This window comes from Acinetobacter sp. 12966, assembly GCF_031196995.1.
Taxonomy (GTDB): domain Bacteria; phylum Pseudomonadota; class Gammaproteobacteria; order Pseudomonadales; family Moraxellaceae; genus Acinetobacter; species Acinetobacter geminorum.
The window spans coordinates 1-13987 of sequence record NZ_JAVIMC010000063.1 but is presented as its reverse complement, the minus strand read 5'-3'; the positions used below and the strand labels follow the sequence as shown (position 1 = coordinate 13987).

The window sequence follows — 13987 nt, the reverse complement described above, 5'->3', positions numbered from 1 at the left end:
TAACGCCAGCATACTTTTTGAAACACCACCTAGTGATTTATTTCGTCATCTTCAAGTTGGTCAAACTGAATGTCGTAAACGACGTATTTGGGTTGGTCGAGTGAAACTGTATATTAGTGCGCTACGATTAGAAGATGGAGAACTTTTACTTGTTGTTTCTCCTATGTTGAATGCTTCAGCTATTCGTGATTATGCATTACGCTGGGAAATCGAAACCTTATTTAGTTGTCTCAAAGGACGTGGATTCAATCTTGAAAATACTCGTTTAACAGACCCTAGACGAGTCAAGAAATTGATAGCAGTGCTAGCTATCGGTTTCTGTTGGTGCTATTTAACAGGTGAATGGCAACATGATCGAAAAAAAGCGATAAAAATAAAGAAGCATGGACGACTTTCAGTAAGTTTATTTCGCTACGGTTTGGACCATGTTCAAATGGCTATTCTACGTTTGATTGGTTTTGGGAAAAAAGAAGAATTTAAGAAAGTGCTAGCAATTTTAAGAAAGAAAAAGCCTGATAGGACAAGGGCCCTATGAAATTTGTCGTGTACAGAGTTAAAATTGTTACAAAGCCGCATTTTATATACATTTTTAAATTATCAACTTTATTTAAAATATGAGTGCAGTTATTTTGATCAATAAAATTAGTTTGGGGGTTAGTCGTTATGTTGAGTCGCTTTTTAGTTATTTGCCTGAGTAGTATGTATATTTTTTCGACTTATACTCTTGCAGCTGAACCACAAAAATCACTTCCTCCTACCACTAACAATCTAAACAATTTAGCACTGTTAAACCAAGCCGACACATGGTCTTTAGATAATCTAAATAAAGCGGAGTGGTCGGACAATCTTGAAAAAGGCTATCTTCCTGTTTACGCAAAGTTACAAGTGCTGTTGAGTCGCCATTACTCATCCTCAGGTGCAATTGATGGCATATTGGGCCTAAATACTGTGAAAGCCATTTCCGCTTTTCAGATTATGAAGGGTTTAAGTGGTGACGGAATCTTAGACGCAAATACTTGGCAGCTTTTAAATGAAGATACAACTCAACCGACGTTTATTAAGTACACCATTACCACACAAGACTTAAAAGTTCCTTATGCTCAATCGATCCCTGTAGATTATGCTGAACAATCAAGAATGAAGGGCTTGTATTACACTCGTGTGACCGAAATGCTCGGTGAAAAATTCCATATGGATGAATTGTTTCTACAAAAAATTAATTCAGGCGCAAATTTTAATAAAGTCGGTGAAAAGATTATTGTCGCAAATGTAATAAATGTTTTGCCAAATAATGTGCAAAGCATTATTGCACACAAAGGTTCTAAACAATTATATTTGCTTAATCGACAAAATAAGATCATTGCATCTTTTCCTGCAACGATCGGGAGCGAAGATAATCCCTCACCCACTGGCACGCATGCCATCGGCAGTATCGTGTTCAATCCACATTATAGTTATAACCCTAAGAATTTTATTCAAGGCAAAAATCTTAAGCCCTTAAGCCTCCCCCCAGGACCCAACAACCCTGTAGGAAATATTTGGATTGGTTTATCTCGACCTTCTTTTGGGATTCATGGTACGCCAAATCCCGCCTTAATTTCTAAAACAGCATCGCATGGTTGTATCCGATTGACTAATTGGGATGCTAATAACTTAGCTAAAGTCCTCCATAAGGGGTTAACTGTAATTTTCTTGGAATGAAAAAATTTACCTCGCTATTTGAAAAATCAAAATTTAGCAATCAAGCGCTTGCGTTCTCAAGCTCAATTCCTCTTGTCTCTTCCCACAAAGCCAAGATTTCGCTAGGCGTATACTTTTCCCACTTTTCATAGTTGCCAATAATTGGGCACTAACAAACAGCTCAATCTCGGAATACGTCCAATTTCCAGGAAGATTCCTCGGATACTTAGGTTTTTCATCTTTATGGTCTAAATAATCTAAATAAGTCGATATTTTCTTAGCAAAAACAGTATCTTTAATAAACCTAGCGTTTTCATCACCCGATAGCTCTAAGGTGCGTAACCGATCACCTACAAATTTCGACTGATACCAAAACAAGCTCAAAATATGCTGTAAATCATATTTAAGAAGCATCCGCATTAAATCCAATTCCAAAGCATTATTTTTCTTTACAGGGATTTTTTGTATTGGCGAACAAAATCAAGCAAGGCATACACTTCATTTAATCTTTTATTTTTTATATATTTTTCAATTTCCTTGAAGTCTTTGATATAAACTTTTGAACCCATAATTTCCTCATACAGCCCAAAGGTCCACTGCTCTAGGTAATCGTAGCATTCAGGAATCACAAGATTTATGTCTGCCTTAAAATTTAAGGCTAAGTAAGTTTGAATTTCATGCGTTATATTTTCATTCAAATATTGTCTACAATCTGAATGTAGCTGGCGCAAATCAGCTTGTTTTTGTATAAATTCGTCAAATTCATTTGTTTTAAAAAGATAGCCTTTTTCAAATATTCTTTTTACAAGATCACCAGCACCATTGGCTTCAAGTTCAACAAATGAACGCCACTCATGTTGTGGCAAAACATTGTCTGTGCCAATCTTAATTTTGCTGAGCATAACATACAGAACTATTTTTTCTAAGTAACTGAGCTGCTGCTTCGGTGAATCTATTGGCTCATCTGACAATGTTGGAATACACAATTTAAACTCATTGAGATATTTGTTCATGTAATTTTGTACAGAGCGTCTACGGCAGTCATAGCATTCTAATTCTCTCTTGTAATTCTTCCAATCTTTAAAGCCTATGTCTTTACGTATAAAAATTTCATAATCGAAATAGCACTTTTTGCAGTTTTTTATTCCCGTATATTTTAAATGTCCACTGTGTTTAACGATTCTTTCCAATTTTGCAGATGAACTAATATCATATTTTTCCACTAATTTTTTTACAGAATAAGTGAACTGGTGCTTTTCAATTTCATTAAATTGCCAATAGTCTTGTAATAATTCTAAATTAAAATCTTCATATTCAGGATTCATCACAAGTTCATATTGTCCTTGGCTTTGTTGCACAAATAGACGAAAGGTAGAGTTGTTCTAATCTTCAGATATTTATGCAACAGCCACCGTTTTAGCTGTACCAAGTTGAGTAAATTTATTCAAAATATCGACTCTTATTTGCAAGTCAACCACCTGACGATTAAAGCATCGACTAGATACACCTTGTCCAAGTCGTTTCAAGGCAAACATTTTAGCCTCTATTCGGGATCGTCGATGATAACCAATATCTCGTTTCCACTGCTTTTGACCCCTGTCCCAACAGCCTTGTACTGCATGATTCCTTGCTTTACCAATTTCATTTTCTGCCCATAAAGCAGCATTGGAACGAGGAGGGATAATTACATTTGCTTGCCGTTTCAAAATCGCATCATAACAATTCACTGTGTCATAAGCACCATCAGCCGTGACAGATGCAATGGGTTCATCAATTTGATCTAAAAGAGGTTGGAGCATTTCAGCATCACCATATTGGCAGGTCGTGACTTCAACCGCTTGTATTTCTCCACTGTTTGCATCTGTCGCAAGATGTAATTTCAGCCATTGACGATGTTGGTTTACGCCATGTTTTTTACGCACCCATTCCCCATCACCTGTAACTTTGATCCCTGTGCTATCAACTAAAATATGCAAGTCTTCCTGTGGATTTTTTGCTGATTTATGTAGAAGTGGCTGGAGCTTATCTGCTCGCCGACTCAATGTTGAGAAGTCTGGAACATTCCAGTCGAGGTGAGCCATTTGAAAAAGGCTTTGAATGAAACCTTGTGTTTGGCGTAAAGCCAGTTGGAACAGGTTTCGTATCGTCAGGGCAAATTGAATTGCTATATCAGTCTAGATAGGTTGACATCCTTTTTTTCCAGTAGGTGTTGCAGACCATTGCATTTGGGGATCAAACCAAATGGTGAAAGCACCCCGTTGACGTAAAGCCTGATTGTACTCAGACCAGTTCGTTGTTTTGTATCGGCTTTTTGATTCTGTATTCATCTAACATGTATGGGGATGAAATTTATTTATGCAACAAAGACTTTTGACATTGTTCATGATGGCCTTATAGCCTAATGCCATGGATAAATGCGTTTTCCCTACACCACTAGCACCAAGAAACACCACATTTTCTGCTCTCGAGATAAAGCTCAGGTTGAACAACCCGACCATCTGGGATTTCGGAGCACCTAGTGCATAATTAAAATCGTAACCTTCCAGCGTTTTCACTTGAGGCAGGCCTGAGAGTTTCATCAGGACCTGCTGGCTGCGCTGTTGCCTAGCAGCATATTCATGCATCAGCATGGCTTCAACAAAGTCGGCATAACTTCTATCCTGACCTAATGTTTGTTGCGCATGATGAGACTATTGTGACGCAATTGTATGTAGACTGAGCTTTTGGCAAAGCTGCTCTATACGTTCGTATTGCAGATTCATCAAGAAACCCCTAGCAACTGGTCATATACCGATAACGGATGCTGCAAACTCTCGTAGGGCATGACATGCTGTGCTGTTGCAACAGGTACAGTGCCAGAACCTGTATCTGATTGCGGTAATGGCGTAAATTTTTGCTGCTCCTGTTGTAGTCGAACAGCCGGTTTTTCTTGCATGGTGGCATGAATCCGCTGATTGGCGGTTTCATGCAGTCACCAGCCAATGTGGGCATTGGCGATATCAACATCTAACAGTAAACCCGAAGTCTTCAGGCTTGCTTTCAATGGCACAATAAAGCTTGATTTGAGGTATCCATTAAAGCGTTCAACTTTGCCTTTGGTCTGTGCGCGGTAGGGCTTACATACGCGAGGACGAAAGCTGTACTTCTTGGCACAGTCGAGCAGTTTGGTGTTCCATTTATGCTGCCCCTCCTGATAGGCATCCCGTTCAATCATGATCGTTTTAGCGTTATTAAACAGGATTTCTTGAGGTACTACTGCAAAGAACTGAAATGCATTTTCTAGACCATCGATCCATACATCCGTACGTTCATGATCATAAAATTTCACGAAAGTCGCTCTGGAATACCCTAATGTTGCAACAAAGGCTTTTAAAGTCGTGTTGTTGCGTCGAATCGTGGTGAAATCCACCTGTATTTGTTGGCCAGGTTGGGTTTCAAAACGAATGACTGGTTTTCCAGTTTGGCAACTGGTTTTAATGTTGCAAGATATTCCCTCAAGATCCTGATCTTTCCTGGATATCCCAACCCTAAAATTTCCTGATAGAGCACAGCGGCAGGAATCCATTCAGGATGTGCTGCATTTACACGTTGGAGTAAATAGGGTTTATATGGATTAAGAATACTTGTTCTAGGTTGTGTACGCCGATACTGAGGTGTTTCCTTCTGCCGTAAATATTTACGCACGGTATTTCGAGACACCCTCAGTTCACGACTAATGGCTTTAATAGATTTACCCTGTTGATGAAGAATTTGTATTGTCACTGCTTGCTCCAAAGTTAACATGTTGAGCAGTCCAAAATGACCGCTATATTAACCAAGGGGGTCAGTTTTTAAATGCCGTTAGGGGGTCATTTTTACACTGTCGCTAACAGCAGCAATCTGATGATCATTTAATTCGATACCATCCTGTGCCACTTTAGCTGCGAGTGCTTTCAAACGCTTCTTAAAGTTCTCTAAATCATAGCGTAACCAAATAGAGCGAACACCGCTACCTGAAACAAATACACCCTTCTTGCGTAATTCGTTACTAGTACGATGCTGCCCATAAGCTGGATACTGAGTTGCGAAATCAATGACTGCTAGTTCTGTAGCATCATCTACACGATTTTTTAGATTAGGTACTCGACGGGATTTATTGATCAATGCATCCATGTCACCAGACTGTACTAGCTCCTGATAGCGATGAAAAGTATCTCTAGAGACACCCATCACTTTGCATGCTCTAGAAACATTTTGAAGCTCTTCAGCTAAATTGAGTAAGCCTACTTTGTGTTTGATGATTTGATTGTTAGTATGCAACATAAGAAAGTTACCTTTGTTTGATTAAGATTTCGACACCTTTATCAAAATGGGTAACTTTCTCTTTTTCAAGAGTTATGTCCGATCAAGTCTGAACTAATACATCTGATGAATAAAAAAATTTGCTAGAGGTGCACTATGAAAAATATTGCTTATCATTCTTTTATATGCAGTCTATACTTTTTACTACATGGATGTTCAAATTCACAACCACAACAGCCTTTGCAGCATCAATCAAATAAAACCATTGCAAAATCAACAACGATACCCACTCAAAAAAATCCTCAACAGACTTTAGCCTCTTTTGACAAAATCTCTTGTGATGACATTCAAAATCCACAATATCAGCAAGCCGTTTTAAATGCCATTAACGTGATTCGGCATCAACCGCAACAATGTGGAAAAATAGCTTACTCGGCTACCCACTCGCTAAAATGGAATAATCAATTACAAACAAGTTCAACTGCACATGCGCTGGATATTTCGCAACGTCAGATTTTAAGTCATGTCGGTCGAAGTGGTGAAAATCTGAGAGCTCGTATTAAAAAAACAGGATACAAAGGTGGTGGTGGGGAAAATTTAGCAACAGGTCAAAGCAACCTAAAACAAGTTTTAGAAAATTGGCTGGCGCTCAGTCCCGGACATTGCGATAACTTAATGAAACCGCAATTTAAAGATTATGCGATCGCATGTAGCCGAAATCCTACAACCCATCGAACATACTGGGTGCAACACTTTGGTAGCGGGAAAAACTAAAACCGAGTACAAGATCTTTATTTGATCGGGTAAAAACTGAAATTAACACTTATAAAATCTGCTTTATAAATTAAAAATCCCTCTTTTCAAAAGAGGGATTTTAAGAGATTTCGGTTTTTATTCGACTTAACGCTCGGTTAAGGCATTGTTTTTCGCTTTAAGAATTGGTTTAAGCAGATAAGAAAGAATAGTTTTCTTCCCTGTCATAATATCCAATTGAACGGTCATGCCGGGAATCACGGATAATCCTTTACCAAACGTTGGTTTATCAGTCACTGCACGGACAATATAAAACATATTGCCTTTCTCATCGGTAAATGTGTCTGGGCTAATATGTTTTACTTTCGCATTCATTCCGCCATAGATTGAAAAATCATAGGCGGTAAATTTAATTACCGCAGGCAAATCTGGTCGTACAAAAGCAATATCTTTCGGAGACACTTTTGCTTCAACAATCAATTGTCCATCTAAAGGCACAATTTCCGCGACTTGATCGCTTGGTTTCACAACCCCACCAATGGTATTAAAGAAAATTTTCTGCACGATACCATTGGTCGGTGAACGAATATCGGTGGTTTTCACTCGGTCTGCTACGCCTGAAATACTTTCTTTTAAACTCACTAGCTGAGCTTGCGCTTCTGCCAGTTCATTGCGCCATTGATTTTTTAAACTCACCGCAGCCTCAGAAGTGCGTGATTGCGCTTCCCCAATAGATGCCTGCGTAGCTCTTAAATTCGCTGCCGCCTGCTTACGTTCACCATCGGCATTCGATACGTCACGTTCAAGGCGCAAAATGTCCATTTCCGACACCGCACCCGTCTTTAACAAAGGTCGTGTGGTATTGAGTTCACGCACTGCAAGTTGATAGGCTCTTTCAGCTTGTCCGAGTGCAGCTTGAGCACGTTGCGATTCCTGTTGACGAGTCGAAACCGTACCTTGATTGGTCATCGTTCTTTGGCTCAGTTCGCGCAAACTTTCCGCATAATACTGGCTTTCTTGCGCCATAATGTTTGCAGCTGCATCAGGTGAAACCCCCGCAGGGACACTGCCTGAGGTATAGCCCGAGCCATTTAATTGTGCACTTAAACGTCTAACTTTGGTTTGCAAGGCAAAAATCTTGGCATTAACTTCATTCAAATTTGAGGTGAACCGTGTCGGGTCAATACGAATCAATAGATCGCCTTTTTTGACGTGCTCACCTTCATGCACATACACCTTTTCAACCACGCCACCATCAACCGATTGAATCACTTGCATCTGTTGAGATGGAATCACTTTTCCTTCACCACGAGTAATTTCATCGACTTTAGCAAAACCTGCCCAAATAATTAAACAGATAAACAACACTACAATCACATAAAGAATGACTCTTGCCTGAATTGGCTTTTGTGATTGAGTTACTTCTTGTACCTGACTTTTCCAGTCATTTGTATCAGCAGGTTGATATTTTTTAAATAAATTTAAACGCCCTAGCACTGGACTCAGAACTTTTTCTGATTGTTCAATACTTTTACCTACGCCCCCAAACATCTTCTCTCTTTGGGTTTTATTGTGTTCTGTGCTCATGATACAACTCCTGCAACTTTAGCTTGTTGGGGAAACATGGCTTTCATTACACTTTCCTTATCACCATCAGCAATAATCTTTCCATCTTCTAAAATAATAATTCGATCAACCAATGTGAGTAATGTAGGTTTATGTGTGACCAAAATTAAAGTATGTTGAGCTGTCATATAATGTTTTAGATGATGAATCACATGATTCTCAAGAGGAGTATCCATCGCACTGGTCGGTTCATCAAAAACCAAAATTTTAGCATTCTGGGCAATTGCACGTGCCACGGCAACCGCCTGCCGTTGTCCTCCAGATAATTTATGACCACCCTCACCCACTTGTAATGACAAACCATCTTCATGTGCTTTTAGAATCTGGCTTAAACCAGAAACAACCAGACTTTGTTCCAAAGCAACACGGCTAGCATGTGGATTACCCAAGACAATATTTGATAATACTGTACCGTTCAGCAATTGTATGTCCTGGGGAATATAACCAATCTGGCTACGTAATTCTGCTGGATCAATCTGACTAATATTGGTTTGATCAATAAATACTGACCCTTCAGTCGGCTTATAGAGCGACAATAGTATCTTCTCAATTGAGCTTTTGCCTGAGCCTACTTTTCCTAGAATCGCCACTTTTTCTCCTGCTCGAATAGAGAAAGAGATATTATTTAAAGCAGAATGTGATTCATTTGGATAACATAAACTGACATTTTTAAATTCGATATGTCCTATAAGATGTGGATGACTCACCCAACCTTTTAGATTCTCTCGTTCCTGTTCAGCGTCAACAGTTTGATTCAGCATATTTAAGGCACTGGATGCCTGATAATATTGGGTTAATAAACCTGCAATTTGTGCAATTGGAGCTAAGGCACGGGTTGATAATAAATAACAGGCAATCAGTGCACCTTGGGTCAACTTTCCATCTACAATAAGATAAACTCCAACCAGGATAATCACAACGCCTGCTGTTTGTTGTACCCATCCAGCAAAATTACCAACAGTGCCACCAATAAAACGTAATTTAGAAGAATACTGTACGGTAAAACGAGTGGCTTTTTCCCATAAAGTTTGCATTCGTCCAGCAGCATTAAAACTTTTAATCGTTTCCTGATTATTTAAGGTTTCTATCAATAATCCCTGACGCTGCTGAGAAGCTTCTGACATCGCATCAGATAATTTTTTTAAACTAATATGAACTGATAATGCATAGAGTAAAATAATGATTGCAGCGATGACTAAAGGAATAACGAAAACCCATGAAATAATACAGATAACAGCTAAGAACAGAACAAAAAATGGCAAGTCAATCAGTGATACCACAGTCATAGAACTGGTAAAAGAACGAATTGCCTCATAGGACTGAATATTGGAGGCCATCATACCAACAGACATATTATTCTGTTCCATACGCCGACCTAATACTTTTTCCATAATATAGGCAGATAGCTTGTTATCAGCACGGGTTGCAGCCAAATCAACAAAATAACTACGCACCAGTTTTAAAATAAAGTCAGCCGTAATAATAATCATGATTCCAAAGGCTAGTACCCATAGGGTATCTGTAGCATGGTTGGGAACAACACGATCATAAACATTCATTACGAAAAAAGGTGCACACAAAGCAAAGATATTGACGAACAGGGCTGCTAATAAAATATCTTTGTACATGGAACGGTGCTGTCGAATTACGCTCCAGAACCAATGCTGATTTGTCTTTTCCAGCTTAACCTTGTTATCCGCCACAAATTGACGTTGTTGCAAATAAATCACTGAACCCAGATATTTTTCTTGTAACTGTGCAATTGGAACTTCTGTCACGGTATCCGACATTTCAGGAAAATATACTGTTGCAGTCTGTCTTTCTGTATCAAAACGATATAAAACACAAGCTGTATTATTATTCAATATTAAAATGGCAGGAAAAACAAAATGGTTCAGTTGATCCAGATTCTGCTGTACCATATTACTTGTCAAACTTACCCGATCAGCTGCACGTGAAAAAAACTGAGGTATTAGCTTTCCATTGGGTAAAGGCAAACCTGATAATAAACCTTCTTGTGTAATACTAATTTCATAATCTTTAGCCACCCGAATCAGGCATAAAGCTAAAGGATCAAATATTTGTGTTGTCACTTATTCACCATGAATCAAACAAGCATAAAAGGTTCATTATTCCCAAACTCAGAGTTATATCATTGAGTTAATAGAATAATTGTAAATTTACCTTACCCAAAAGAGTTGGAGCATCTATAAAAACAGGGTGCAACAGCACCCTATTTTATTTTAACTGATTAAAAAATTATTCAGCTTGTGCATTTGCCGCTGTACATACATTTGCTGCATTCAGTTCACGTTTACTTACTTCTGATACTTCTGGTAAATTATCACGTTTAATACCTAAGGCAGGTAATAATTGTCCCATGCTATATAGTGTTTGTAGTTGAGCAATTTTTAAATCATATTGTGCGCTGGCATAAGCACGATTTGACTGGAATGATTCATTTTCAGAATCCAGTACATCCAGCAAGTTACGACGACCAATATCAAACTGATCATTATAAGCTCTGACCACCGCAGCAGATTCATCGCGATGGCGCTGTAGCCATTGCATCTGATTGCTATAATTATTCACATTGTTATAAGCAACTCTTGTGGTTTGGCGAATATCAACACAGGCTTTGTTTTTCAAGTCCTGAGCAGTATAAATTCTAGCATTTGCCGCATTTAGTGCTGAACGGTCAGCAAAACCATTAAACAGATTATAATTCAATCGAAGTTCTACTGCACTATCCTGACCATACTTGTCATTGCCAGGATTGGTACGCTCATCAAAACTGTTACGGTTTTGGTATAGTCCTGTACGCGCTACCAATGAGAGTTTAGGGTACATGTTTGACTTAAACTCTTCTGCATTGGTACGCGCATATTCCATTTCACTTAATGCTGCTTTCAAACTATTATTGTTCTGATATGCAGTCATTACAGCATCTTGTGAGCTATTAGGCAAAGAAGTATTTAAATTAACAGGTTCAAGATTTGCACTTGGTTCGACCCCAACAATACGGGCAAAACGTGCTGATACATCATTTAAATTCGCTTGTTCCGTCATTAAATTGGTTTGTGCCAAAGATAAACGACCTGAGATTTGTGCTAAATCCGCACCATTACCCACACCCTGCTTGGTCTTTTGCTGGATTTGATTATAAACACGTTGATGGTTATTCACATTGGTTTGTGCCAACTGAACAAGGTCACGATAACGTTGAACATCCAAATAAGCTTGCGCTGCTTCAAAGGCTTTTTGTTCCACACCAGCATTTAACTCATAATAGCGTTTTAGCGCTGCATAATCGCCTTGCTCAACTTTGCTTTTAATACGAAAACCATCGAACAACACTTGCGTTAATGCAATTTCTGCCTGACCTTGATTGAACCAGCCACGATCACCATCGAATTCACGGTTACCTTTACCATAAGCTGCATTTAAATCAATTGATGGTAAATAACCTGCCCGTGCCTGTTTTTGGTTCGCAGTGGCTTCAAGAAAGTTTGACCATTGCACCTGAACTTCTGGGTTATTTTCAATCGCAGTTTTAGTCACTGATGTTAAATCTGCTGCTGATACAGTCATTGCCACACTTGCCCCAGCAACCATGCTTGCGATTTTTGTTAATGCTAATACTTTCACAGGTTTCCCCTTGTTTTAAAGTTTCTTAAATGTTTAACGATGTTGCCATCATATTAATAAATAAATTTGGGATAGAGGGCGAAGTGACTACGCCCTCTATGCTAGGTTTAAGTCTGGAAGTTGGTTTTGTTGATCATATCATTCAAATCCGTGAAAGTTTGACCAGTAACTAGAATATTGACACTTTGAGTATCTGCCGCATTATGTATATCAATTGTGTTACCACTCACTGATACAAACTGACTTAAGGTATTAATATTGCCATTCCATCCCAAAGCATCCAATAAAGCCTTAGCATCAATTTTATCGCCCTGTGCCTTACTAAAATCTGTAATAGTATCCGTCAAACCATCTGAATCGCCTTGTATCCAAACGAAAGTATCCGCACCTAAACCACCTGTTAAAGTATCAGTGCCTGGACCACCAATCAAAATATCATCACCAGCACCACCATTGAGAATATCGGTTCCAGCACCACCATTTAAATAGTCATATCCATCATCACCATTTAAAGTGTCATTACCGACCCCTCCATATAAATAGTCATGACCCACCCCTCCGTTTAAGGTGTCATTGCCAGCACCACCATAAATCATGTCGTTACCAGCACCACCACTTATCGTATCATTACCAGCATATCCACGAATCAAATCATTGCTCGTTGTACCGTTTAATGTTTGAGCAGACTCTGAACCAGTAGTAACAGTGTTCGTTGTCTGGCTAATATCAACCGTAAAGGTCTGAGGAGCAGTTGTTTTGCTATCACCATTGGATGGTTCTGTGGCAGTAGCTGTCGCTGTCAATGACAAAGTACCCGTATAGTTCTGAGGCGGTAAAATATACAGATATTTCAACTCAGCTCCCGTAAAGCTCCAGCTTCCACCACCATTATCTACGCCTGCACTAAAACTGAAACCTGCTGGTAATCCCCCAATGGTGACCGTTAGATTTTCACTACCACTGGTATCCGTTAGATTGGCTGCCAAGTTTAATTTTATCGGTGAACCATAGGTACCACCTGCTGCCGTGAAAGTTGCACTTGATAAGGCAAAAGATGAGTCCTTGGCCCTATCACCACCATTTAAAATCAACCATTGGAAAGTATAAATACCTGTTTGAGTCGCAACAAGACTATAAGAACCCGTACCAGTAGTATTAGGGAATTTCATCTCAGTTGCATCAACTAAAATGGTCTGTTTGGTTCCATCTGGTGCAGTTACGATTAAAGCCGCTATATCGTTAAAGCCTTGCTGTACTTCGCTTGCAATATTTTCTCCATTAGTAAAGGTATAGTTCCAAGTGACCGTATCACCAGTGGTCATATTGTGTTGTACTTCGTTGATTTTTCCATCGATAATATCTACAAACCCAGGATCATTCACATTTGGACCAACAGGGTCAAAACGATTATCTAAATAACCAGATGTTACACCTAACTCCAGCTCAAGATTGGCTTGGCTTACACCATTACCAGAATCTTGAACTCCTGGATTGACTGCAACATCAGACGAACCTGTTGAGATAATCGTTGCACCCTGTTGAAGTACATATGCATTCGCAACAGATAATAAAGGCATATCTGCAACAGCCGAAACAGTAAGTGTCAAGGTTGATGTGCTAGTCGCCGTACCATCAGATACAGTATAAGTTACTAATGGTACAGTACCTTTATAATCCAGTGCTGGTGTAAAAGTATAACTGCCATTGCCATTAATAATTAGACTGCCTACACCCGTAATCGTCGCGGTTTGACCTGCGTTAAATGTACCTGCCACACCTGCAACTGTGAATTGTGTAATAGTCAGCGCACTACCCTCAACATCACTGTCATTTGACAATAAACCATTCGTCGGATTGACTGTTAAAGTCGTGTCTTCCGCTGTGGTATTGGTATCAGCAGCTGCAACTGGCGCTTCATTTACATCCTGCTCGTTCAGCGTCACGTTGATGTTGCTGCTGTTGGTGCCATCAGTTGCTGTCACCACCAGGTTGTGGATGT

At 39.3% G+C, this 13987-nt stretch carries 9 protein-coding genes and 4 pseudogenes; 3 read left to right on the top strand and 10 right to left on the bottom strand.

All coding sequences use genetic code 11. The annotated features are described in order from the left end of the window. Positions 1 to 535, top strand: a 535-nt coding sequence (locus RFW85_RS09800; RefSeq protein WP_309171493.1) for a transposase, incomplete at its 5' end; no start/stop codon positions are given. Positions 536 to 663: 128 nt separating this feature from the next. Continuing rightward, positions 664 to 1701 carry a L,D-transpeptidase gene (locus RFW85_RS09795; protein WP_005249581.1) on the top strand — a complete coding sequence of 346 codons (1038 nt, stop codon included), beginning with the start codon at positions 664 to 666 and terminating at the stop codon, positions 1699 to 1701. A 33-nt stretch (positions 1702 to 1734) separates the two neighbouring features. Here RFW85_RS09795 and RFW85_RS09790 read toward each other — a convergent pair whose 3' ends face one another. From RFW85_RS09790 to RFW85_RS09765, 6 genes and pseudogenes are all read right to left on the bottom strand, one after another. Beyond that, complete coding sequence (locus tag RFW85_RS09790) at positions 1735 to 2094, bottom strand: hypothetical protein (RefSeq protein ID WP_228129607.1); 360 nt, start codon at positions 2092 to 2094, stop codon at positions 1735 to 1737. Between the two features lie 35 nt (positions 2095 to 2129). Further along, complete coding sequence (locus tag RFW85_RS09785) at positions 2130 to 3038, bottom strand: hypothetical protein (protein ID WP_017482445.1); 909 nt, start codon at positions 3036 to 3038, stop codon at positions 2130 to 2132. 39 nt (positions 3039 to 3077) lie between these two features. Next, positions 3078 to 4007 (bottom strand): annotated as a pseudogene (locus RFW85_RS09780) (IS5-like element ISAba10 family transposase). Positions 4008 to 4049: 42 nt separating this feature from the next. Next, positions 4050 to 4442, bottom strand: a pseudogene (locus RFW85_RS09775) (ATP-binding protein); the annotation flags it as partial. Continuing rightward, positions 4442 to 5463 (bottom strand): annotated as a pseudogene (istA, locus tag RFW85_RS09770) (IS21 family transposase). The pseudogenes RFW85_RS09775 and istA, both read right to left, overlap by 1 nt. An 84-nt stretch (positions 5464 to 5547) precedes the next feature. Next, positions 5548 to 5982 (bottom strand): annotated as a pseudogene (locus RFW85_RS09765) (helix-turn-helix domain-containing protein); the annotation flags it as partial. A gap of 135 nt (positions 5983 to 6117) precedes the next feature. Here RFW85_RS09765 and RFW85_RS09760 point away from each other — a divergent pair. After that, positions 6118 to 6735, top strand: a complete 618-nt coding sequence (locus RFW85_RS09760) for a CAP domain-containing protein (RefSeq protein WP_017482439.1) — start codon at positions 6118 to 6120, stop codon at positions 6733 to 6735. Positions 6736 to 6861: 126 nt separating this feature from the next. Here the strand turns inward: RFW85_RS09760 and RFW85_RS09755 are convergent, their stop codons facing one another. The 4 genes from RFW85_RS09755 to RFW85_RS09740 form a co-directional block, all read right to left on the bottom strand. Next, positions 6862 to 8301 (bottom strand): HlyD family type I secretion periplasmic adaptor subunit, encoded by a 1440-nt coding sequence (locus RFW85_RS09755; protein WP_017482438.1) that lies wholly within the window; start codon positions 8299 to 8301, stop codon positions 6862 to 6864. Next, complete coding sequence (locus RFW85_RS09750) at positions 8298 to 10433, bottom strand: type I secretion system permease/ATPase (RefSeq protein ID WP_017482437.1); 2136 nt, start codon at positions 10431 to 10433, stop codon at positions 8298 to 8300. The genes RFW85_RS09755 and RFW85_RS09750 overlap by 4 nt, the downstream gene beginning before the upstream one ends. Before the next feature lie 166 nt (positions 10434 to 10599). Then, positions 10600 to 11988: a TolC family outer membrane protein gene (locus RFW85_RS09745; protein WP_017482436.1), complete on the bottom strand. Its 1389-nt coding sequence runs from the start codon at positions 11986 to 11988 to the stop codon at positions 10600 to 10602. Positions 11989 to 12095: 107 nt separating this feature from the next. Then, positions 12096 to 13987 (bottom strand): cadherin-like domain-containing protein (locus RFW85_RS09740; protein WP_309171492.1); only part of this gene is annotated, 1892 nt, incomplete at its 5' end.